The sequence below is a fragment of the Cellvibrio fibrivorans genome, assembly GCF_031457055.1.
GTDB classification, from domain to species: domain Bacteria; phylum Pseudomonadota; class Gammaproteobacteria; order Pseudomonadales; family Cellvibrionaceae; genus Cellvibrio; species Cellvibrio fibrivorans.
Map to the genome: position 1 here is coordinate 385,987 of NZ_JAVDVX010000002.1, position 21,652 is coordinate 407,638.

At 46.9% G+C, this 21,652-nt stretch carries 22 protein-coding genes; 18 read left to right on the forward strand and 4 right to left on the reverse strand.

Annotation, left to right across the window (positions count from 1 at the left end; translation table 11 throughout):
* Positions 1 to 30 precede the first annotated feature (30 nt).
* Positions 31 to 903 carry an alpha/beta fold hydrolase gene (locus J2X05_RS06535; protein ID WP_310070277.1) on the forward strand — a complete coding sequence of 291 codons (873 nt, stop codon included), beginning with the start codon at positions 31 to 33 and terminating at the stop codon, positions 901 to 903.
* Positions 904 to 943: 40 nt separating this feature from the next.
* Positions 944 to 1,852 carry a DUF4892 domain-containing protein gene (locus J2X05_RS06540; protein WP_310070280.1) on the forward strand — a complete coding sequence of 303 codons (909 nt, stop codon included), beginning with the start codon at positions 944 to 946 and terminating at the stop codon, positions 1,850 to 1,852.
* A gap of 92 nt (positions 1,853 to 1,944) precedes the next feature.
* On the opposite strand, the gene folE is transcribed toward J2X05_RS06540, so the two are convergent.
* Entirely contained in the window at positions 1,945 to 2,484 is a 540-nt protein-coding gene (gene folE / locus J2X05_RS06545) for a GTP cyclohydrolase I FolE (protein ID WP_310070282.1), read from the reverse strand.
* Between the two features lie 144 nt (positions 2,485 to 2,628).
* Between folE and prmB the strand changes: the two genes are divergently transcribed.
* The 16 genes from prmB (at position 2,629) to J2X05_RS06625 (ending at position 18,430) form a co-directional block, all read left to right on the forward strand.
* The gene (gene prmB, locus J2X05_RS06550; protein ID WP_310070284.1) at positions 2,629 to 3,558 is read left to right on the forward strand and encodes a 50S ribosomal protein L3 N(5)-glutamine methyltransferase; all 930 of its coding nucleotides are present in this window, start codon (positions 2,629 to 2,631) and stop codon (positions 3,556 to 3,558) included.
* Between the two features lie 95 nt (positions 3,559 to 3,653).
* Positions 3,654 to 4,754 (forward strand): chorismate synthase, encoded by a 1,101-nt coding sequence (gene aroC, locus J2X05_RS06555; protein WP_310070287.1) that lies wholly within the window; start codon positions 3,654 to 3,656, stop codon positions 4,752 to 4,754.
* Between the two features lie 79 nt (positions 4,755 to 4,833).
* On the forward strand, positions 4,834 to 6,021 hold the full coding sequence (locus J2X05_RS06560) for an MFS transporter (protein WP_310070290.1): 1,188 nt from the start codon (positions 4,834 to 4,836) through the stop codon (positions 6,019 to 6,021).
* On the forward strand, positions 6,014 to 6,781 hold the full coding sequence (locus tag J2X05_RS06565; protein WP_310070295.1) for an amidohydrolase: 768 nt from the start codon (positions 6,014 to 6,016) through the stop codon (positions 6,779 to 6,781). The genes J2X05_RS06560 and J2X05_RS06565 overlap by 8 nt, the downstream gene beginning before the upstream one ends.
* Positions 6,782 to 6,812: 31 nt before the next feature.
* Positions 6,813 to 7,718: a 5'-nucleotidase gene (locus J2X05_RS06570; protein WP_310070297.1), complete on the forward strand. Its 906-nt coding sequence runs from the start codon at positions 6,813 to 6,815 to the stop codon at positions 7,716 to 7,718.
* A gap of 287 nt (positions 7,719 to 8,005) precedes the next feature.
* Positions 8,006 to 8,980 carry an HTH-type transcriptional regulator CysB gene (gene cysB, locus J2X05_RS06575; RefSeq protein ID WP_310070299.1) on the forward strand — a complete coding sequence of 325 codons (975 nt, stop codon included), beginning with the start codon at positions 8,006 to 8,008 and terminating at the stop codon, positions 8,978 to 8,980.
* Between the two features lie 215 nt (positions 8,981 to 9,195).
* Complete coding sequence (locus tag J2X05_RS06580; protein WP_310070301.1) at positions 9,196 to 10,155, forward strand: YbgA family protein; 960 nt, start codon at positions 9,196 to 9,198, stop codon at positions 10,153 to 10,155.
* On the forward strand, positions 10,155 to 11,069 hold the full coding sequence (locus tag J2X05_RS06585; protein ID WP_310070302.1) for a MerR family transcriptional regulator: 915 nt from the start codon (positions 10,155 to 10,157) through the stop codon (positions 11,067 to 11,069). The genes J2X05_RS06580 and J2X05_RS06585 overlap by 1 nt, the downstream gene beginning before the upstream one ends.
* A gap of 9 nt (positions 11,070 to 11,078) precedes the next feature.
* The gene (locus tag J2X05_RS06590) at positions 11,079 to 11,513 is read left to right on the forward strand and encodes a nuclear transport factor 2 family protein (RefSeq protein ID WP_374725257.1); all 435 of its coding nucleotides are present in this window, start codon (positions 11,079 to 11,081) and stop codon (positions 11,511 to 11,513) included.
* The gene (locus J2X05_RS06595) at positions 11,510 to 12,931 is read left to right on the forward strand and encodes a cryptochrome/photolyase family protein (RefSeq protein WP_310070307.1); all 1,422 of its coding nucleotides are present in this window, start codon (positions 11,510 to 11,512) and stop codon (positions 12,929 to 12,931) included. Before J2X05_RS06590 ends, J2X05_RS06595 begins: the two co-directional genes overlap by 4 nt.
* 12 nt (positions 12,932 to 12,943) lie before the next feature.
* A complete protein-coding gene (locus J2X05_RS06600) occupies positions 12,944 to 13,738 on the forward strand; it encodes an SDR family NAD(P)-dependent oxidoreductase (RefSeq protein WP_310070309.1) in 795 nt (264 codons plus the stop codon).
* Positions 13,739 to 13,748: 10 nt separating this feature from the next.
* Entirely contained in the window at positions 13,749 to 15,032 is a 1,284-nt protein-coding gene (locus J2X05_RS06605) for an NAD(P)/FAD-dependent oxidoreductase (RefSeq protein ID WP_310070311.1), read from the forward strand.
* Positions 15,033 to 15,065: 33 nt separating this feature from the next.
* Positions 15,066 to 15,908 carry a DUF1365 domain-containing protein gene (locus tag J2X05_RS06610; RefSeq protein WP_310070315.1) on the forward strand — a complete coding sequence of 281 codons (843 nt, stop codon included), beginning with the start codon at positions 15,066 to 15,068 and terminating at the stop codon, positions 15,906 to 15,908.
* Between the two features lie 2 nt (positions 15,909 to 15,910).
* Positions 15,911 to 17,176 carry a class I SAM-dependent methyltransferase gene (locus J2X05_RS06615; protein ID WP_374725258.1) on the forward strand — a complete coding sequence of 422 codons (1,266 nt, stop codon included), beginning with the start codon at positions 15,911 to 15,913 and terminating at the stop codon, positions 17,174 to 17,176.
* Positions 17,173 to 17,727, forward strand: a complete 555-nt coding sequence (locus tag J2X05_RS06620) for a DUF2878 domain-containing protein (RefSeq protein WP_310070321.1) — start codon at positions 17,173 to 17,175, stop codon at positions 17,725 to 17,727. The genes J2X05_RS06615 and J2X05_RS06620 overlap by 4 nt, the downstream gene beginning before the upstream one ends.
* A complete protein-coding gene (locus tag J2X05_RS06625; protein WP_310070323.1) occupies positions 17,678 to 18,430 on the forward strand; it encodes a hypothetical protein in 753 nt (250 codons plus the stop codon). Before J2X05_RS06620 ends, J2X05_RS06625 begins: the two co-directional genes overlap by 50 nt.
* Before the next feature lie 83 nt (positions 18,431 to 18,513).
* On the opposite strand, the gene J2X05_RS06630 is transcribed toward J2X05_RS06625, so the two are convergent.
* The 3 genes from J2X05_RS06630 to fliK form a co-directional block, all read right to left on the reverse strand.
* A complete protein-coding gene (locus J2X05_RS06630; protein ID WP_310070325.1) occupies positions 18,514 to 19,314 on the reverse strand; it encodes a sulfurtransferase in 801 nt (266 codons plus the stop codon).
* A 173-nt stretch (positions 19,315 to 19,487) separates the two neighbouring features.
* Positions 19,488 to 19,781 carry an EscU/YscU/HrcU family type III secretion system export apparatus switch protein gene (locus tag J2X05_RS06635; protein WP_310070326.1) on the reverse strand — a complete coding sequence of 98 codons (294 nt, stop codon included), beginning with the start codon at positions 19,779 to 19,781 and terminating at the stop codon, positions 19,488 to 19,490.
* Positions 19,782 to 19,792: 11 nt separating this feature from the next.
* Positions 19,793 to 21,643, reverse strand: a complete 1,851-nt coding sequence (gene fliK, locus J2X05_RS06640; RefSeq protein ID WP_310070329.1) for a flagellar hook-length control protein FliK — start codon at positions 21,641 to 21,643, stop codon at positions 19,793 to 19,795.
* Positions 21,644 to 21,652 lie beyond the last annotated feature (9 nt).

The window sequence follows — 21,652 nt, forward strand, 5'->3', positions numbered from 1 at the left end:
TTATTTCTTACTTCCTCTGTGGATCTTTTTATGGCGCAATCACCCGGTCCGCGCGAATTGCGTTTTACCGTCAATGGAATGAATTTCGCTGCGCAGGAGTGGGGCGATTCAACACAGCTACCTGTACTTGCATTACATGGCTGGTTGGATAACGCTGCAAGCTTCTTTGCTTTGGCACCGCGCTTGAAAAATCTGCATATTGTTGCGCTTGATATGGCAGGCCATGGCCAAAGTGAACATCGCCCCGGTCAAATGGCTTACACCCCTTGGGATGATATCAACGATATTCTCGCGGTTGCCGATCATTTTGGTTGGGAGCGTTTTGTACTTCTAGGGCACTCGCGCGGAGCAATTATCGGCACTCTTGCCGCAGGTACTTTTCCTGAGCGATTTATCGCGCTAGGGTTGGTTGAAGGTTTATTACCTGAGCCTGCGCGCGCGGAGGAAGCCCCCAAACAACTGGCTAGCGCTATTCAGGGTTTGCGCGTCCAACAGCGAAAAATTCCCTCTATTTATCCTGATATGAGTATTGCAATCAAGGCGCGTGAGCGTGGTATGTTTCCGCTTGGGCATGCGGCGGCCAAGGCGTTGACGGAGCGCGGTGTGGTTGCGCAAGCAGGTGGCGTTTCATGGAGTACTGACCCGCGCTTACTGGCTCCCTCAATGATTAAATTATCGCGCGAGCATCTCCACGCGTTTGTCAATCAAGTTAGTGCACCGATAAAATTGCTTTTGGCACATGATGGTCTGCCAAAGCTCTATGCAAATTATTTACACGAAGTTGAACAATTCCCGCAGGTGGATTATGAGGTCTTATCCGGTGGGCACCATTTGCATATGGAGCGAGAGGTGGATTTGGTCGCAGAAAAACTTAACCGTTTTTTTTCTCAATTCATCAAGTAAAACCCAGTTAACAATAACGGCTATTGTTTAGTGAGAGCTTATGAATTTTGTACGTTTTATCAGTGGGGCGTTTTTGTTATTGATGGCCGGTGTGTTATCTGCAGCGGAATTGCCTGTGCAAAATTATCACAATGCCAGAGTGATATTTGAAAGCAATGCAGAAACGGATGAATATGTGTTGGCGCTAGGAAGTTACAAAAAAATCGCCGGCAGCTGGCGGGTAGATCGCCAGCAGCGTTTAAGTGGAACGCTTGCACGCTACACGCTGGAGTTACCGGAGGGGCACAGTGCCAGTAACGGTTTTGATTTTTATCTGGATCAATTACAAAATTTTAATTTTCGCGAGTTGTTCCATTGCAAGAGCCGCGATTGCGGAACCAGTAACTCCTGGGCCAATAATCATTTCAAGCTTCAGATGCTCTACGGGTTAGATCAGTTCCAGCAATACGGCGCTTATGAAGTGACGACAGCGGATGAAAAACCTTTCTATGTCGCGCTTTACGCCGTGCAGCGCGGTAACAAGCGCGTATATGTGCAGTTGGATGTGCTGCATGTCGATAAAATTATCGAGCTTGGTATAGCGTCAAGTCCCGAATCGATTATTAAATCACTTGAAACCAACGGCTATTATGTATTCCCCGATTTGGTTGCTGAAGATGCGCAGGGCAGTACGAATATCCAAATCAAACAGGCACATCTGCAAGCACTCATTGATGCGCTTACACAAAAAGTCGATTGGAGACTTGCGCTGGTCGGGCATGATTACGCACCAGTCCCTCTTGCACAGCAACAAAAAGATTCACTGCTTTATGCTGCGCAACTGAAAGCGGCGCTGCAAGAAAAAGGCATAGTTGCTGCGCGCATAACGACATACGGTATTGGTAGCCTTGCACCAGCGGGTAGGGGGGATAGAAGCGCCCGCGTGGAAGTTGTAAAAGTAAATGATTGATCTACAGTAGATTAATTATTTTGGATGAAAATAAAAGGCGGCATCACACAATGATGCCGCCTTTTTGTTGGGTAAGAATTATTCGAAAGTTATTAGCGCAGCAGTGATAAAAACTCATTGCGCGTGGCCTGGTTGCTGCGGAATGTTCCGCGCATGGCGGATGTTTTCATTGACGAATTTTGTTTTTCAACACCGCGCATCATCATGCACATATGCTTTGCTTCGATGATCACACCTACGCCGGAGGCCCCGGTAATATCCTGGATGCACTCGGCAATTTGTACGGTAAGTTGTTCCTGTATTTGCAACCGGCGGGCAAACATATCAACAATTCGGGCAACCTTCGATAAACCCAGCACTTTTCCGGTTGGTATGTAAGCAACATGAGCTTTGCCAATAAATGGCAAAAGATGGTGTTCGCACAGCGAATAGAGTTCGATATCTTTTACGATAATCATTTCATCCGAGTCAGACGGAAAGAGCGCATCGTTGACGACTTCATCGAGTGTTTGGTGGTAGCCGCGGGTTAAAAATTGAAAGGCCTTGGCAGCACGATCCGGCGTATCCAGAAGGCCTGGGCGGGTTAAATCTTCACCAACGCCAGCGATAATGCTCGCAAAATGTTCTCTCATTGGAATCTCCTCAAGCGGCAGCAGTGCTCTGCCTGTCACAAAACGGCAGTTTACCGCTTTCAGCCAATTTCTAGAAAACATAAATCCTGATTTGGCCGATTTATTGGGTAGAATGCCCGCTCTCTGCCCAGTCCGAGGTTTTTTATGGTTGCTTCCACTACAATTTTTGATCAAGCACGCGATGAGTTATTAACGATTCGCGATTTTTTACGCTGGGCAGCCAGTGAGTTTATCGCGGCCAAACTCTATTACGGTCATGGTACTGATAATCCCTGGGATGAGGCCGAACAACTGGTTTTACATGCAATCCATTTGGCGCCTCCCCTAGGCGATGAATGGTTGGACGCTCACTTGACCCGTAGCGAGCGTGAGCGGGTGGTAACCAATATCCAGCGTCGTATCGAAGAACGTATTCCGGCTGCTTATATCACCGGCCAGGCCTGGTTTGCGGGTTTGCCCTACGTGGTTGATGAACGGGTGCTGGTACCTCGCTCGCCGATTGCCGAGTTGATCGAAAAACGCTTTGCGCCCTGGCTGGTGAACGAGCCGCAGCAAATTCTTGATTTATGCACTGGCAGCGGTTGCATCGGCATCGCTTGCGCACACGCATTTCCCGATGCTGAAGTGCAATTGAGCGATATCTCCTACGATGCCTTGGCGGTGGCCGAGGAGAATATCCAACAGCACGGCATGACGGAGCGCATCTTTGCACTGCAGTCAGATTTGTTTGAAAACCTGCTCGGGCAGCGTTTTGATTTGATTGTTTCCAATCCTCCCTATGTAGATGCTGAGGATATGGCGAGCTTGCCCGATGAATTCCATGCGGAACCTGAATTGGGGCTTTCATCCGGCGATGATGGTTTGGATTTCACCCGCCGCCTGCTGAAGGAAGTGGCGGATTATTTAACGGAAGATGGACTTTTGGTAGTGGAAGTGGGCAACTCCTGGCCAGCATTGGAAGGTGTTTATCCAGCATTGCCCTTCACTTGGATAGAGTTTGAGCGTGGCGGTCATGGTGTATTTGTATTGACCGCTCAGGATTTGCGCAATGCGCACGTGGAGGGTGTGCTCTAGGCCAATCATGTCGATGCGTCGGCTGGGCAAGTCACGTATAATCAGCGCACTTTTTTATTGATCCTTTGTTGGATCTTACTGTCAGGAAATCCCTAATGTCAGGCAATACTTACGGCAAATTGTTTACTGTGACTACCTTCGGCGAAAGCCACGGAGTGGCCTTGGGCGCAATCGTAGATGGCTGTCCACCCGGCCTTGAATTGACCGAAGCCGATATCCAAATTGATCTGGACCGTCGCAAGCCAGGCACCTCGCGCTATACCACCCAGCGTCGCGAAGAAGATGCGGTGAAAATTTTATCCGGTGTATTTGAAGGTAAAACCACAGGTACACCAATCGGCATGCTGATCGAAAATACGGATCAGCGTTCCAAAGATTATTCCAATATCAAAGACCAATTCCGCCCCGCGCATGCGGATTACACCTACATGCAAAAATACGGCGTGCGCGATTATCGCGGTGGTGGTCGCTCTTCTGCACGTGAAACAGCCATGCGTGTTGCAGCGGGTTCCATCGCTAAAAAATATTTGAAAGATTTTCACGGTATTGAAGTGCGCGGTTATTTGTCGCAACTTGGTCCGATAAAAATTGAAAGCGTGGATTGGGATCAGGTTCATCAAAACCCCTTCTTCTGTCCTGATGCCAGCAAGGTGCCGGAAATGGAATCCTTTATGCAGGCGCTCAACAAAGAAGGCGATTCTATTGGTGCAAAAATAACCGTAGTGGCCACCAATGTTCCGCCCGGATTGGGCGAGCCGATTTTTGATCGCCTAGATGCTGAAATTGCGCACGCATTGATGAGCATTAATGCGGTAAAAGGGGTTGAGATCGGCGAGGGCTTTGGTTGTGTTGCCCAGCGTGGCAGCCAGCATCGCGATGAGATGACCCCTGAGGGCTTTTTATCTAATAATGCAGGTGGCATTTTAGGTGGTATTTCTTCCGGGCAAGATATTATTGCGAATCTTGCACTCAAGCCGACATCGAGTTTGCATATTCCCGGGCGTAGTGTGGATGTGCACGGCAACGCAGTTGAAGTAATTACCAAAGGCCGTCACGACCCTTGCGTTGGGATTCGTGCAACGCCAATTGCCGAGGCGATGTTGGCGTTGGTTTTAATGGATCATCTGTTGCGTCAGCGCGGGCAAAATGGTGCTGTTAAACATTCTGTGCCGGTCATTCCTGCCAGCGTGAAATAAATTCTCCAAGGGTGTGTTGGATTAGTCATCTTCGTGATGACTAATCCAATGTTTGATTCACTCCTTCTGTTGTTTCTATATGTCCCTTTCTTTTGCGCAGCAAGCAATTCCCTATTGGCGCCTGTCCGGTTTTTATTTTTTCTATTTCGCTGTCGTCGGGACTCTGATCCCTTACTGGGGAATTTACCTCAAATCCCTCGGTTATTCCTCTCAGGATGTTGGCATCATCAGTTCCATCATTATGGCGACACGTATTATCGCGCCGAATTTTTGGGGTTGGTTAGCTGATCACACGCAACAGCGACTGCGCATTATTCGGCTCGGCAGTTTGGCGGCGAGTATTATTTTTGCCGGAATTTTGCTTGACCAGCGCTATTGGTGGCTGGTGTTGGTGGTGAGTTGTTATACCTTTTTCTGGCATGCGGTACTGCCACAATTTGAAGTGATTACGCTGGGATACTTAGCCAATAACTATCACAAGTATGGTCAAATCCGCTTGTGGGGTTCGGTGGGCTTTATGGCGGCAGTGGTAGGGCTTGGGTTGGTATTTGATGTGATGCCAATCCGGTTTTTACCGTTGTTTATCCTCACTTTTTTGATTTTGATTTGGCTCTCCAGCCTTAGTTTACAAGACGTGAGCGCAAAAAAATCTGATGGGCAGCGGCAGAATTTTTTAAGCCTGGTGTGGCAGCCAACCATTCTGTGTTTTTTAGCGGCCAGTTTTTTATTGCAACTCAGTCACGGTCCTTACTACACATTTTATACGCTCTATCTTGTCGAAAATTACGGCTACAGTAGCACTGCAACAGGGTTGTTGTGGGCGCTGGGTGTACTTGCTGAAGTTGCCATTTTTATTGTCATGCATAAATTATTGAACCGGTTTAGCTTGCGTTCCTTAATGCTGTTTAGCTTGATAGTGACCAGCGGGCGCTGGTTGTTAATTGCTTATGGTGCTGAATCACTTGCGGTACTGCTCTTTGCGCAGCTACTCCATGCGTGCAGCTTTGGTATCGCCCATGCAGTTTCCATTGAGCTGGTGCGCACTCATTTTATGGGTGCTAATCAAGGGCAGGCGCAGGCAATGTATAGCTCTTTCAGTTTTGGCGCAGGCGGTGCCGCTGGAGCATTGATTGGTGGCTTGCTGTGGGACTATAGTGCATCAACAACATTCTTGTTAGCTGCCGTGTCAGTGTTGGTTGCGTTCGTACTTTGTTATTTTTGGTTGCATCCTGTTCATCAAGTTGGAAGAGAGGTTCATCGTGAATAATTTGACCGTGACTCTGGTGCAGCAAGTAATTGTTCCCAACGATCCACAATATAACCTCGATGTGTTTGCTGAATCGATGGCAGCAATTACCAAAACTGATTTGATTGTATTGCCGGAAGTTTTTACCACTGGTTTTTGCGCTAGTGCGCGCAGTTATGCAGAAGCAGTTGATGGTCGTGCCTACAAGTGGATGCAACAACAAGCCACTAAGCACAATGCTGTTGTCACTGGAAGTTTGGTGGTTAAGGTGGGTGAACAATATTTCAATCGCTTGGTTTGGATGCGCCCAGACGGCAGTTACACAGAATACGATAAACGTCATCTGTTCAGGATGGCCGGCGAACATACCCGTTATGCCATGGGTAATAAACGTCTGTTGGTCAATGTAAAAGGTTGGCGGGTGCTGCCATTAATTTGTTATGACTTGCGCTTTCCAGTTTGGAGTCGCAACCGCAACGATTACGATCTGGCGATTTATGTTGCCAACTGGCCGAGTGTGCGCGCTTTACATTGGAACCGGTTATTGCAAGCGCGTGCAATAGAAAATTTAAGTTATGTGGTGGGTGTCAATAGGGTAGGAATGGATGAGGCAGGGCAGCATTATGCTGGCGACTCCAGTGTGTATGGAGCAACGGGCGAGTTGATTGCAACGAGTCAGGAGGCTGAACTAATAACGGTTGAGTTATACACTGAAAAATTAACTGAATATCGCGAGCGATTTCCGGCCCATTTGGATGCGGATGAGTTTATATTGCCGTGATGAATTCGAGTCTCAACGGAGAATATTGATCATGCCTAAAGGTTTCGGCGATAAACTGGTGATAGCGATTTCATCGCGTGCATTGTTTAATCTGGATGAGAGTCATCAGGTTTATGTGAATGAAGGACTGGCTGCTTATGCCCAGTATCAAATTGAGCATGAAGATGAAATTCTTGCCCCTGGTGATGCATTCCCACTAGTTAAAAAATTGTTGCGACTCAATGAGCGTTTAGGTGGTGAGCCGCGTGTGGAAGTGATTCTGCTTTCACGCAACAGTGCAGATACGGGTTTGCGCGTGTTTAATTCTGTTGAGTATTACGGCCTTAAAATCAGCCGCGCTGCGTTTTGCGGCGGCACATCACCTTATCGTTACGCTTCTGCATTTGGTTGCCACTTATTTCTCTCGACAGAGCCGGATGATGTCCGGCAAGCGCTCGACCACGGCATGGCGGCAGCGACCTTAATTGCATCGAATAACCAGGTTGATAATGAAGATGAATTGCGGTTTGCCTTCGACGGTGATGCAGTTATTTTTTCTGATGAGGCAGAGCAGGTATATAAATTACAAGGACTATCCGCATTTACTGAAAGCGAAAAAGCGTCTGCAAAAGAACCGTTGAGCGGAGGCCCATTCAAACAATTTTTGGCCGCGCTTCAAGGTTTACAAGCCGAGTTTGGTGAAAACTGTCCGATACGTACTGCATTGGTTACTGCTCGCTCGGCACCTGCACATGAGCGGGTAATCCGTACCTTGCGCGCCTGGAATATCCGTATAGATGAATCATTATTTTTGGGTGGGCTCGCCAAAGGTACTTTCCTCAAAGCCTACGGTGCAGACGTTTTTTTTGATGATCAACCTATGCATTGCGAGTCAGCACGCGAGCATGTTGCTACCGGTCACGTACCGCACGGAATAGCCAATCGACCAGCTTCTTGAGTGTTGGCGGCTCATGACATATACCCAATATAGGGTGTGCATCTGCTATTTCTTGGTGTTTTTGTAATATTCCTTTGTCAAAAACTTTGAATTTTCGGGATATAGTCTAAAGTTGTAACAAGGCTGGCCTGTAGCACAATTAATAATTGTTGGGCACAGACGGGTAATGTGATCTATTCTAGAAGTGAATAATCTAATTTGATTTTATAACCCTGAGTTCGCTCTTGGGTTTTTCTGGTGAATGCCTTTGGCAAATTCCTCCAGTGAGTGAGCCAATCGGAGGGCTTATGAAGCTGCAACAACTACGCTATATCTGGGAAGTGGCGCATCACGATTTGAATGTGTCAGCTACTGCACAGAGTTTGTACACCTCGCAACCGGGTATCAGCAAACAAATCCGTTTGCTGGAAGACGAGTTGGGAGTTGAAATCTTCTCGCGCAGCGGGAAGCATTTAACCCGCATAACCCCGGCCGGTGAAGCAATTCTCAAGACCGCGGGCGAAATTTTGCGTAAAGTGGAAAGTATCAAACAGGTTGCCCAAGAGTTCAGTAATGAACGGAAAGGAACTTTGACCTTAGCGACGACCCATACCCAAGCCCGCTATGCATTGCCGCCCGTGATTGGTTCGTTCATCAAGCAATATCCAGAAGTTGCCTTGCATATGCATCAGGGTACGCCGATGCAGATTTCCGAAATGGCTGCTGACGGCACTGTGGATTTTGCAATTGCCACTGAAGCGATGGAGCTGTTCAGTGATCTGATCATGATGCCTTGCTATCGCTGGAACCGTAGTGTTGTGGTTCCCAAGAATCATCCTCTTGCACAGGTATCCAACCTGACCCTTGAAGAGGTCGCCAAATATCCGATAGTAACCTACGTGTTTGGTTTTACCGGACGCTCAAAATTGGATGAGGCCTTCATCAATCGTGGCCTTGCACCTAAAGTGGTGTTCACTGCTGCGGATGCTGACGTGATTAAAACCTATGTCCGTCTCGGTTTGGGCGTGGGAATTATCGCCAGTATGGCCTACAACGAAACGACCGATAGCGATCTGGTTGCTTTGGATGCGAGCCACTTGTTTGAATCGAGTGTAACCAAGATTGGTTTCCGTCGTGGTACCTTCCTGCGTGGATTCATGTATGACTTTATCGAAAAGTTTGCGCCGCATTTGACGAAAGACATCATTAATGAGGCCTTCAACCGTCATTCGCGAGCGGAGCTGGACGAGTTGTTTGAGGACATAGAAATACCTACCCATTGATCGAAATGATTGTTCCAAAAGCCGAACACTTGTTCGGCTTTTTTATTAATTATCAATTTGTTAGCCGCCCTGGTTAATGCTGTTTGTTATTTTCATATCCCGATTGCAGTTTTCCTTCGTGTTATTTATTTTGCCTTTTATTATACAATTTTATTGCTTTGTACAAGTTTTGGATGTAAAACTTATACAGAGTTGATAATTTGTATAGGGTTAATATGAGCAAAATTCCTCTCGGTGTTAGTCAATGTTTGCTTGGTGAACAGGTCCGGTTTGATGGTGGTCATAAACGCAACCGTTACCTCACTGATGTCCTCAGTGAGTACATCGAGTTTCGCCCGGTGTGTCCGGAAGTTGCTATTGGTTTAGGTATACCGCGTAAGCCAATCCGGTTGGTGATCATCGGTGATGAAACCCGCGTGCGCGGCGTTCAAAACCCTGATTTGGATGTGACCGATGCGCTGGTCGAGCAGGCAGAGTTTGCAGCACAGCAAATGCCCGATATCTGTGGTTATGTTTTCATGCAAAATTCGCCCAGTTGCGGCGTATTTGGCATGAAGCGCTATCGCGATAATGGCTACACCGCTGATGGCAAGGGTCGCGGTGCCTATGCTCAACGCTTTATGGAATTGATGCCGCTGTTACCCGTGGAGGAAGCAGGGCGTTTGAATGATGCCGGTTTGCGCGATAACTTTCTGGCGCGGGTCTTTGCTTATCATGATTTTAAAACGAATGTTGCTGCTGCCCCCACTGCAAAAAAACTGATTGATTTCTACTCTCGCTACAAATATCAGGTGATGGCGCATCATGTGCCCAGCTATTTCACCATAGGTCGCTATCTGTCCAATTTGTCGGGGCGGGATATACAGACAAGCAGCGATGAGTTTTTCCGTTTATTTATGGAGGCGCTTGCGCACCATGCCTCGCGTAAAGGGAATACCAATGCAATTATGCATTTGCGTGGTTATTTGAAAGAGCATTTAAACACTCAGGATAAACAAGAGCTGTCGCAGCTGATTGATTCATACAAAGCGGGCATGGTGCCTTTGGTTGTGCCGCTTACCTTACTAAAGCACCATTTGTTAAAACTCGATAACCCTTATTTAAAATCCCAAACTTTTTGGTCGCCTCATCCGGAACGGCTCGGGTTGCGTAATCACATCGTAGAGAATAGCTAGTGAGTATTATTGTTGAAACTGAAAGGGATGGTGTGTTGGTAGAGGACGCAGTACCCATTCGTGAAATTTCACGCGTGACGGGTGTGAATACCGTAACACTGCGTGCATGGGAGCGACGCTATGGTTTATTAATCCCACAGCGAACCTCCAAAGGGCACAGGTTATATAGCCGTTCCGATATTGATCGCGTTAAAGAAATTCAGGTGTGGTTAGGGCGCGGGTTGGCGATTGGCAAAGTGAAGGCATTACTTGCCGATGAACAGCGCGGCGATCTTGTCCCTGAAATAGATTCAATTTGGTTGCAACTGGCGCAGCAAATTCAAATGACAATCACTGCATTTAACCGCAACCAGCTGGAACGTCTGATCGAAGAAACGTTTTCGCTTTATCCGGTGCCAATGATTGCTGATTATTTGTTATTGCCATTAATAGCGGAACTGCAAGGGGAAGAGCCGGGTAGACCGGTGCGCCGAGCGTTTTTTACGGCTGTGCTGCTGGAGTATATTCAAGCCGCCCAAAGCCGCCAACGGCATGCAGCCCAAGGGGAGAAAATCCTGATGGTGTCAGCTGCTCCGGACGAGGATCCCTTATTGCCAGCGGTGTTGAATTATGGGCTTCTGGTGAACCAATATCAGGCTGAATTTTTGGGGTATTTGAGTGCAAAGGAGTCGTTACTGGCTGCAGAAGCGCTAGCTACAAAAATAGTGGTGATTATTGGTAGTGAAACCGTAAATACCAGCGAGCTACAGCTACACTTGAGTCTGTTGCAGGAGCGTTCTGCTACGGCTGTTGTGTTGACGGGAAATGTAGCGCGGGTTGTTCGTGCATTAGTGCCTGAATTCAGCACTGGCTATTATGCTTGCGACAGCCAGCAACAAGTACTGACCACAATAAACCAATTATTAAAGGGATGAGTCATTTGTATGTCGCTTACGGTTCCGCAAAAAGTACGCAATTTGTACTTGCGTTTTGATAAAAAAATTCTTGGCTCTCTCGTTGATATTTACAGCGACGACGTTCAATTTCGCGATCCGCTCCATGCGGTCAATGGCCTCAAAAATCTCACCGACTATTATGCTGGCATGATGGATGATTTGGTTGAGTGCCGTTTTGAGTTCCATCATTCTATGGAAATGACTGCCCGTGGCGAGGCTATTCTTTTCTGGACCATGCACTACCGCCACAACAAACTAGCTGGAGGAAAACTTTTAGAATTGACTGGTAATACCCACCTGCTGTTCAACGAAAAAGTTTATTACCATCGCGATTATTTTGATGCAGGCTCAATGCTCTATGAGCATATTCCACTGGTGGGTTTTGCGATCCGGCAGATAAAGAAAAAAGTGGGTGCAAAATGACCGCGTTAGTTTGGCTGCGTCATGATTTGCGTGTGCATGATAACCCCGCTTTGTTTAAAGCGGCAGAATCAGGGCAAGGTGTGGTAGCTGTTTACGTACATTGTGATGCATACGTGCGCCTCCATACCATTGCACCTGCGCAACTGGACTTCGTGCGTCGCCATTTGCATATAATGGCGAAAGACCTGACCAGCTTGAATATTCCACTGTTGGTTGTTCGCGTACAAAAACCAGCTGAAATTGCGCCAGAATTATTGCGCATAGCACAGCGAGTGCAGGCGGGGCATTGCTATTTCAACGCGGAGTATCCCGTGAACGAATTGAATCGCGATATTGCGGTTAACCAATTACTGCGTGACAACGGAATTCTGGTGAAGCGGTGTCACGATCGTTGCATAGTCCCGCCCGGTATGATTCGCAATGGTCAAGGTGATCCTTATAAAGTCTTCACTGCGTTTAAAAAGAAATGGCTGCAGACCATGATGCCGGTTGCGATAAAACCGCTGGCTTCGCCTGCCAAACAAGCGGCAGTCTCTGATGTAACTACGGTATCTATCGATGATATTAATCAGTTATTTTCTGCACATGAATTGCGCGATTTGTCGGAGCTTTGGCCTGCGGGTGAAGCTGAGGCTTATCGCCGGTTGGATTTGTTTATTGAAAAATCCATTACCCGCTATCTGGATCAGCGCGATTTTCCATCCATTGATGGCACTTCCAGTTTATCCCCGTATTTTGCGGTAGGTTCGCTATCCCCCCGCCAGGCAATTGCCGCTGTACTCGCCTACACCCATGGCGAGTGGGAGGGTGGCAATGCGGGCGCAAACTGCTGGATTAGCGAATTAATCTGGCGGGAATTTTATCAGCATGTAGCGGTGGATTATCCGCAGGTCTGTAAGCGTAAAGCTATGCAGGCCCATACGGAAGCTTTTCCCTGGCGCTATGACAAAACGCTTTTCGCTGCCTGGTGTGAGGGGAAAACCGGTATTCCTATTGTCGATGCGGCTATGCGCCAATTGAATGCCACCGGGTGGATGCATAACCGTTTGCGTATGGTGGTTGCTATGTTTTTGACTAAAAATTGCCAAATCGATTGGCGTTGGGGCGAAGATTATTTTATGTCACAGTTAATTGATGGTGAGTTTACAGCCAACAATGGGGGCTGGCAGTGGAGCGCATCAACGGGTACTGACGCAGCTCCCTATTTCCGCATTTTTAATCCTATTAGCCAATCTGAACGTTTTGATCCGAATGGTGATTTTATACGTAATTGGATTCCAGAGTTAGGGCATTTGTCGAATAAACAGATTCACAATCCGCCACCAGTGGATAATTACCCGCGCCCAATTGTTGATTTAAATATGAGCCGTAAAGAAACCATAGCACTTTTCGCCCAATTGACGCCCGTAGCGCACTAACCGAGTTAGTTTATGAATACCAGTCTTGCGCCTTACACTGTATTAATAACCGGCGCCTCTAGCGGGATTGGTTATGAGTTGGCACTGCGTTATCTGGAGCAGGGTGCAAGAGTGTTTGCACTGGCGCGTTCTGAAGACCGATTGGAGCAGTTGGCCAAACAATTTCCGCAGCAGTGTTTGCCAGTAAAGGTTGATCTTTCTGATGCTGGTGATAGTCAACGCGCAGGTGAATGGATCGATGAACAAACACAATATTTGGATCTCGCTATCTTAAACGCGGGTACTTGCGAATATGTTGATGTAAATAATTTGTCGCACGAGCCGTTTGACAAGGTAATGGCAATTAATTGGCAGGGCACTATCAACAGTCTGCTGTTTTGTTTACCTTTGCTGCGTAAAAAAAAGTTGCAAGACAACAGTGTGCAGACAGCACCAGCGCAACTGGTGGGTGTATCCAGTATGGCTAGTATTTTGCCTATGCCGCGCTCGCAAGCTTACGGCGCATCCAAGGTTGCCATGGAATATCTATTTAATTCATTGCGCGTAGATTTGGCTAACGAACCCATCGATATCACCATCATTCGTCCAGGCTTTGTTAAAACCCCACTCACTGACCGCAATGACTTTCCCATGCCTTTTGCGCAGACAACAGCCGAAGCCGCAGACAGTATTATGAAGGGCATCAACAAGCGCCATTGGCTGGTGCAATTCCCTTGGCCGTTGGTGTGGTTGATGAATTCTATCGCCTGTTTGCCGCTACGCGCGCAAGTGTGGCTATTGCAAAAAATCTCACGCACTTCACATTAAGAGTCTACGCATGACTGTCGTTGCCAGAAAAAAAATCGCTATCATAGGTTCGGGAATCAGTGGATTACTGAGCGGTTACTTGTTGGCACGCCGCCACGATGTGAGTGTATTTGAAGCCGGGAATGAAATTGGTGGGCATACGGCTACCAAAATGGTTATTGCACCTGAAGGCAAGCTCGCTGTTGATACAGGATTTATCGTATTCAACGATCGCACTTATCCCAATTTTCTAAAATTGCTTGCGCAATTGAATGTTTCTTATCAGCCCACTGAAATGGGTTTTAGTGTTGCCTGCCAACGTACCGGGTTTGAATACAGTGGTACTTCATTGAATGCTGTGTTTGCCCAGCGCAAAAATATCTTCAATCTTTCCCACTGGCGCATGTTGAAAGAAATTGTGCAATTCAATACGGCCTGCACCCTGCTCTATAAGAATAACTGCATTCCTGAAGACCAAACGCTGGGCGAATATTTGCAGCTACAAGGCTACAGCGAAAAATTCATTCATTTTTATATCTTACCCATGGTGTCGGCGATCTGGTCATCGCCCATTGGTACAGCGGCAGCTATGCCACTGACATTTTTTGTGCGGTTTTTCCACAACCATGGCCTATTGACTGTTACCCAACAGCCACAGTGGTACACCATCAAAGGTGGTTCCAACCAATATTTACAACCGTTAACAGCAAAATATAAAGACACCATTTATACAAACTGTCCGGTACTCAAGGTAAAGCGCAATGCTGACTCGGTCGCAGTCACTACAGCTTTGTTCGGTGAGCAATTATTTGACGAGGTTGTTTTTGCCTGCCATAGCGATCAGGCATTGAAATTACTTGCCGATCCGTCATCGGCTGAAAATGAGATTCTCGCTGCAATTCCCTACCAATCCAATCAGGTAGTATTGCACAGTGATCTTCGCTTGCTACCCAAGTTGCGCCGCAGTTGGGCGAGCTGGAATTACTTGTTGCTACAGCATGGCGAAGCCGATTCAGTTAGTGAAACTGTCGCCTTGACGTACAACATGAACATTTTGCAAAAATTGAATTCGGCAACAACATTTTGCGTGACAGTCAATGCGGGCAATGCGATAGATCCTGAAAAAATCTACGGTGAATATCAATATAGCCATCCGATGTTTACCCGCGAGTCAGTTGCTGCGCAAGCGCGCTGGGCGGAGATTAGTGGAGTCAATCATACGCATTTTTGCGGTGCCTACTGGCGTAATGGTTTCCACGAGGATGGCGTAGTATCAGCGATCCGCGTTGCAGAGATGTTAGGGGAGATGTGGTAATGAATCGGTTACAGTCTCGATCAGAGTTCCGCTATGCATAGTGCAATTTATCAGGGTAACTTGCGCCACCGGCGCTTCTTTCCAAAGCATCATGAATTTAGTTATTCATCGACTTTGTTTTATATCGATCTCGATGAATTGCCCGAACTGTTTGACGGCGTAAGAGGCTGGTCATACAACGGTACCAATTTTGGTAGCTTCCGGCGTGCGGATTTTTTGGGCGATCCCGCCGTGCCTCTGAAAGATGCCGTGCGCAGTGAAGTGAATACATTGTTGACGGCGGATAAAAAAAATTTACTGCGTTGCCCTGATGGCGCCGTACGTATGCTGACAAACTTACGTATTTTTGGTTTTTGTTTTAATCCAGTCACTTTTTATTACCTGTTTAACGCAGGTGCTAATAAGCCGACAATGATTCTTGCACAGGTCAACAACACTCCATGGAATGAACGGCACACTTATCTCATTCATTGCGATGAAAAAACCGGTAAAGCCAATTCGCAATTCGATAAAAAATTCCATGTATCGCCTTTTAACCCATTGGATATGGAATATCACTGGGTTAGTTCCGTACCTGCAGAAAATGTGTTGGTGCACATGGAAAACCATGTGCGCGCTCTGGATCCGCAAAATCATTCTACCCAGCACACCAGCTGTCATATGGATGCAACCCTGACGCTCAAACGCCAGCCTTGGTCCAAATCGCTTTTACATAAAATATTGTGGCTGCAACCTTGGGCTGCGATAAAAGTTCCTGTTGCCATTTATTGGCAAGCTGTGCGCCTGTTTGTTAAAGGTGTGCCTGTTTACACACATCAATCCATAAACCCTTTGCCTGCTGCTAGCAGCACTGAACTTAAAACGACAGGGGAATAATTGTGAAAACCACTAGTATCAGGCTGTTGCCAAAACATCGAGTGTCATCTTTAACTCGCAACCAAAGCATCGCTCGTTCGATGTTATTTAAATTGCTGCGCGATTTGGAGCAGGGTTGCCTGCGCATCCATGAGCAAGGCGAGCTGTTCCAGTTTGGCCAACAAGCAGATCACACAGATTTGGTGGCCGATATTTATGTACACGATGCGCAGCTTTATTCAGATGTAATATTTGGCGGTTCTGTTGGCGCAGGTGAGGCCTATATGAGTGGTTTTTGGTCAACGCCGAATCTCACTCAAGTCACCCGCTTATTTGTGCGCAATATCGATGCACTTGATGCAATGGACTCAAAGCAATCTTTTATTGGGCAGTATCTGTTAAAGATGTTTCATTGGTTTAATCGCAATACCAAAGAGGGATCGCGAAAAAATATTTCTGCTCACTACGATTTGGGCAATAACTTTTTTCGCTTATTTCTCGACAGCACCATGATGTATTCAGCAGCGATCTATCCAACACCTGACGCATCTTTGGCGGAAGCATCGGTTTATAAGTTGAAACGTATTTGTGAAAAATTACAACTGACGCCGAACGATCACTTGCTTGAGATAGGCACAGGTTGGGGTGGCATGGCAATTTATGCAGCGCAACACTATGGGTGTCGTGTTACTACTACAACTATTTCTCGTGAACAGCGTGAATATGCTTTGGCTAGAGTAGCCGAGGCTGGTTTAAGTGACCGCATTACCGTGTTATTTGATGATTACCGTGATCTACGCGGCCAGTTTAGTAAACTGGTTTCTATCGAAATGATTGAAGCAGTAGGGCACGAGCACTACGATCAATATTTTTCTACCTGCTCGCGCTTGTTGGCACCTAATGGGCTCATGTTGTTGCAGGCAATTACGATTGCTGATCAGCGTTATGACATGGCGCGCAAGACAGTGGATTTTATCCAACGCTATATTTTCCCAGGTGGTTCGCTGCCCTCCATCGCAGTGATCAGTGATTTTGCAAAAAGTAAAACGGATATGAATATTCTGCATATTGAAGATATAGGAGCGCATTATGCGCAGACGCTGAAACATTGGCGCGAAGCGTTTAACGCTAAATTGGAAGCAGTGCGGGAGCAAGACTTCGATGATCGTTTTATCCGTATGTGGGAATTTTATCTCTGTTACTGCGAGGGGGGCTTTATCGAGCGCAGTATAGGCACGGCACAAGTACTGTTAGCAAAACCACAGTACCGCAGCGGCTATTTCCAATGATAAACAGCGCATTTGTTTTTACCATCACCAATGCCGTATTGTTTCAGGTCGGCTGGTTCGTTTGTATTTTGTGCGGTAGTTTTTGGGCTGGGGTATTTACGCTCGCGGCCATCGCTTTTCATTTCATGATTGTGCAGCAACGACGCGATGATGCGGTTGCTGTACTCATAGCAATAGCACTTGGTTTGCTTCATGATTCGCTGCTTTTGCACAGCGGCCAAATCCAGTTTGCTGAATCTGCTTATCTGCCTCCGCTATGGTTAGTCTGCTTGTGGGCACTGTTGGGCATCACCCTTAATCACTCTCTGGTATGGATCTATTCGCGTCCCCTGTGGTCTGGCTTATTAGGGGCTATTGCTGCGCCTTTAAGTTATCTTGCGGGAGTTAGTTTATCTTCGGCGGAATGGTCTAGCCCCTTGGTTGAAGTTTTACCTATAATAGCGATCTTGTGGCTGGTAGTGCTGCCACTGCATCGTTTTCTTAGCTTAAGGGTTTTATCTTATGTCCAGCGTAAAACGACAGGATTATCTTCGTCACACTCTCGTTCGTAGCCTGTATATCCTTATTACAGGTTTCTCTGCAGCTACAGCATTGGCTGAAGAAAATTATGTGGTAGCAGGCAGCGCGTACAATCTTGAAAATAACCAGCTGATTTATCGCGAGCTCTATACCGGCATTGATGAAAATCAATCGGTGCGAGTGGATTATGTAACGCCAGAGGGTAACACTTTTGCCTCAAAAACACTGGTGTATCAGGGCGAACCCTATCAACCCAGTTTTAATTACGAAGACACGCGGGACAACGAATATGTTTCGGCGCAATTTCAAGGTGCGCGCTTGGTGCTTACCCATGGCATGAACAGCGCGCAAAATGAAAAAGTCATATACGATAATGCCCGCATGGTAATTGATGCCGGGTTTGATGCGTACATTCAACTCAATTGGGATAAGTTGGTTGCCGGCAAGCGGTTGAAATTTGATTTTGCAATGCCCAATCGCTTAAGCAGTCTGCAGCTAGAAGTGCGCAAAATAAAAGGGCCCGAGTCACCAGTGTATGACACCAACTTTGGCAGTGAGTGGATCTATTTCCGCATAACCCCAGCGCAAAAAGTTATCTCGCTTTTTGCGGATCCTATTAATCTTGCCTACGATCCAAATGGAAAATATCTTATGCGCTTTCATGGGCGCTCTAATATCGATGATGATAATGGTGGCCCACAGGATGTGCGAATTGAGTATGAGTACACGAACTAGTTTGAATTGACTGAATAAAAAAAGCGAGCAATCTCAACGTTGCTCGCCTTTTTTATATCGTCTTGTTTTGATAATGGGCAGCGCTATTGCGGTAAATATGAGCACCAGTCGCTCCAGCTCCCCGGATAGAGTTTTGCTTTTACTCCACTGATCTCCAGTGACAGCAGATTCACACAAGCGGTCACACCAGAGCCGCAATACACCACCAGATTATCGCGCCCGGTTAAATCCGCCCAACGTTTACGCTGTACTTCATCCGATTGAATAAAACCCTGCTCAGTCGTAGCATCCTGCCAAAAATAATTGAGCGCACCGGGAATGTGGCCTGCCACCGGATCTATAGGCTCTTCCTCACCGAGGTAGCGTTTGGTTTCGCGCGAGTCGATCAGCGTGAAGCTTGGGCCTGCTTGTAAAATATCGTCGCGGTTTACAATCCAGTCTGCTTGCAGGCTCGCTTTAAAATTACCATTTTTGATAGTGGGTTCGCGTCTATCTATTGCTCCACCGGCGCTAATCCAACCTGTGAAACCACCATCGAGAATCAATACCTGCGAATGCCCGAAATAGCGTAACAGCCACCACGCACGAGCGGCATAGCCCATACGTGAATCATCGTAAACCACAATCAGGGAATGTTGGTTGACGCCGGCAGAGCGCAATTTTTTACTGAGCGCTTCTGTATCGGGTAAGGGGTGGCGGCCGCCGTGGGTACCGGTTTCACTGGAGAGATCTTTTTCCAAGTGCAGAAAATAGGCGCCCGGAATATGCCCTGCGCGATATTGTTCTCTGCCGAGGGTTTTATTCATCAAGTTAAAACGGCAATCGAAGATCACAACCTTGCCCAGTTGTGTTTTGAGTTGTTCGCTAGTGATAAAGTGATTCATTAGTGTGCGGCGCAATGGGTATGGGAGATGTCAAAAAAGTGACGTCATAATCGCATCATAGCGGTGGCTTGGGAAGGGTGGAAATCGAACGCTTTGTGTGTTTTTTGTAAAAATTGTGTGTTGTCTGCCTAAGAAAAGATGATTAGTCGCAGGGGGAGGTATTTACGAATGGGCTAATGGTTTTGCCATGCATCGGGGATTTTGCCTTCAAGTTGGTAGGCAAATGCAATGATGTAGGCAACAGCGATATACAGGGCTTCGGGGATTTCATCGCCCAACTCCAGTGTTACCAACAAATCAACAAGTGCGGAGTTATCGCACAGGGGAACACCATGTTCCTGTGCAATGGCGATAATTTGTTCGGCCACTTCGCCGGTACCTTTGGCACTGACATGGGGTGCATTTTTTCCATCGTAATAAAGTGCGACTGCTTTTTGCAGTTCTGCTGTTGAATACTGTGAAGCCATAATGCATAACCTCAGGTTTTTACATCCACCAGCGAATAGCTAAATGACATTTTGGGTTTGGGCGGCAGGCCAGGTACACATTGCATTTGTGCAACCTGAATACCTTCGCGCTCTAATTGTGCTTTTAACCCGTCAATTTTATTTTTTGCTTCTTGTAATGTGTTTTCATTTTCTGCCCAAAATTTTGCTGAAAGTTTATCACCGAGTAATGTGAGCTGTGCATAGAACTGGCCGATTAAGGACAAATCAAAACTGAGCATGACATTCCACTGGCGTACTCGCGCACTGTTTTTTTCCGCATTTTCATTTTGCTCTTCAACCCACTGCTGTTCCATTTGGATGTGCAATGGGTGCACGTCTTGCCCTTGGCGCACTGGAATTTCAAATTGCCATGATTGTGTTGGCTGTGCTTGATCGGCCTGGCCTAATTGGTGATTCAATGCGTGCACTTGTTGCAGTTGGATTTTTGCGATGCTGCCCAAGGCGTATTGATGCATCAGCATGACCAATTGCGTGCGCAATTGTTTTTGGCTTAGCTCGCCTTGTTGTCTGTGGGTGAGCATTCCCAGGAATTGGGGTAGGGCGATTGCCAATACATTTTTGTTAATTTCTGTCGCCAGGGGGGATCCGGGTAATGCAGGTTTTGTGGTTTCCAGTTCGGTATCCAACTGATGTAATAATCCTAGCAGCGCGCCTTTTAAATCCTGGTTTGCTATTTTTTCGACAGGGTTTTGCGTGGATATTGTGGTTTTATTGTTGGCGCCGGGTGACGTATTGATTGTTAATAAGGCAGAGTTCGCAGTGGATGCCGGATTAGCTGGAGTGGTCGCTGTGGGTGGTGATTTTTTTGGCGCTAATAGGGCGCCAGTAGATAATGTTGATACTGGCTCGCTACTTTGTTTGCCGGTAACGAGTTGCGCTAATTTGTGTTCAAAACTCTGGCCGTTATTTTTTAGTGTCATCTCCACTAATTTGGGATTAGTGAGCTGATCTGATAAACGAATATGGTTAGCCAGGGTTTTAAGTGATTGCTGCACTTGGCTGGAGAGCCACTCTTTTCGCTCTGCAAGTGGTAGCTGTTGAATGAATTGGGTGATTTTTGGCAGGCTCGCTAGTAAATCTTGCCCTTTATCTTTTTGTGGCAACAAGCGGCGCAGCGTTTCGCCAATCGCGTCAGTCGTTTTAATTGCTGCAAGTTTGTTTTGCTCAAGCACTGCAGAGACATTTTCTTTGGTGATGACACCATCATTCAATAGGGTGCTAGTAGCTAATTGTGAATGGTTAAGGTTATTTGTATTTACTGGATTTGTGTTGGCTTGTGTGGTGTTGGGCGTTGTTGTAGTTGGCAAGTTTCCGATTTGCAAAAGTGCATTGAAAGTAGCAATTTCTGCTTTAGTCAAAGGTTGCAACAATTGCAGTCTTTGCCCTTCACTTAATTGCATCAATAACGTTTGGCCGATTTGCAGAGGTTGGTTGGTGTAAGTGAGCAGTGTTGCCGCTACAGGTGCCGGCGGAGTTGTTGTAGCTGGAACACTTGGGATCACAGTTGCTAGGGTATTCACCGTGAGAGTGACAAGTTTAACGCCTGGAGTTTGCGCAATATTTTTTTGTGTCTCTAATTCCCTGATCAATGCCTTGATTGCAGGTGCGGCGGAATTTTTATTGAGTTGCGCTAGATTGGCTTCAATGGATTTAACCAGTTGAGCGCGCTCTTCCGGTGTTGCCTGGGTTACTTTTTGGACATCTGCCAGGAATTGGCTGCCTACTTTTAAGCCGAGCACTTTGGTAATCGACATTATTTGTTCGATCTGCGCGCGCTGGACGTTTTGTACCAGCTTGTCGGTGATGGAACTCAGCTCCATGGCTTATCT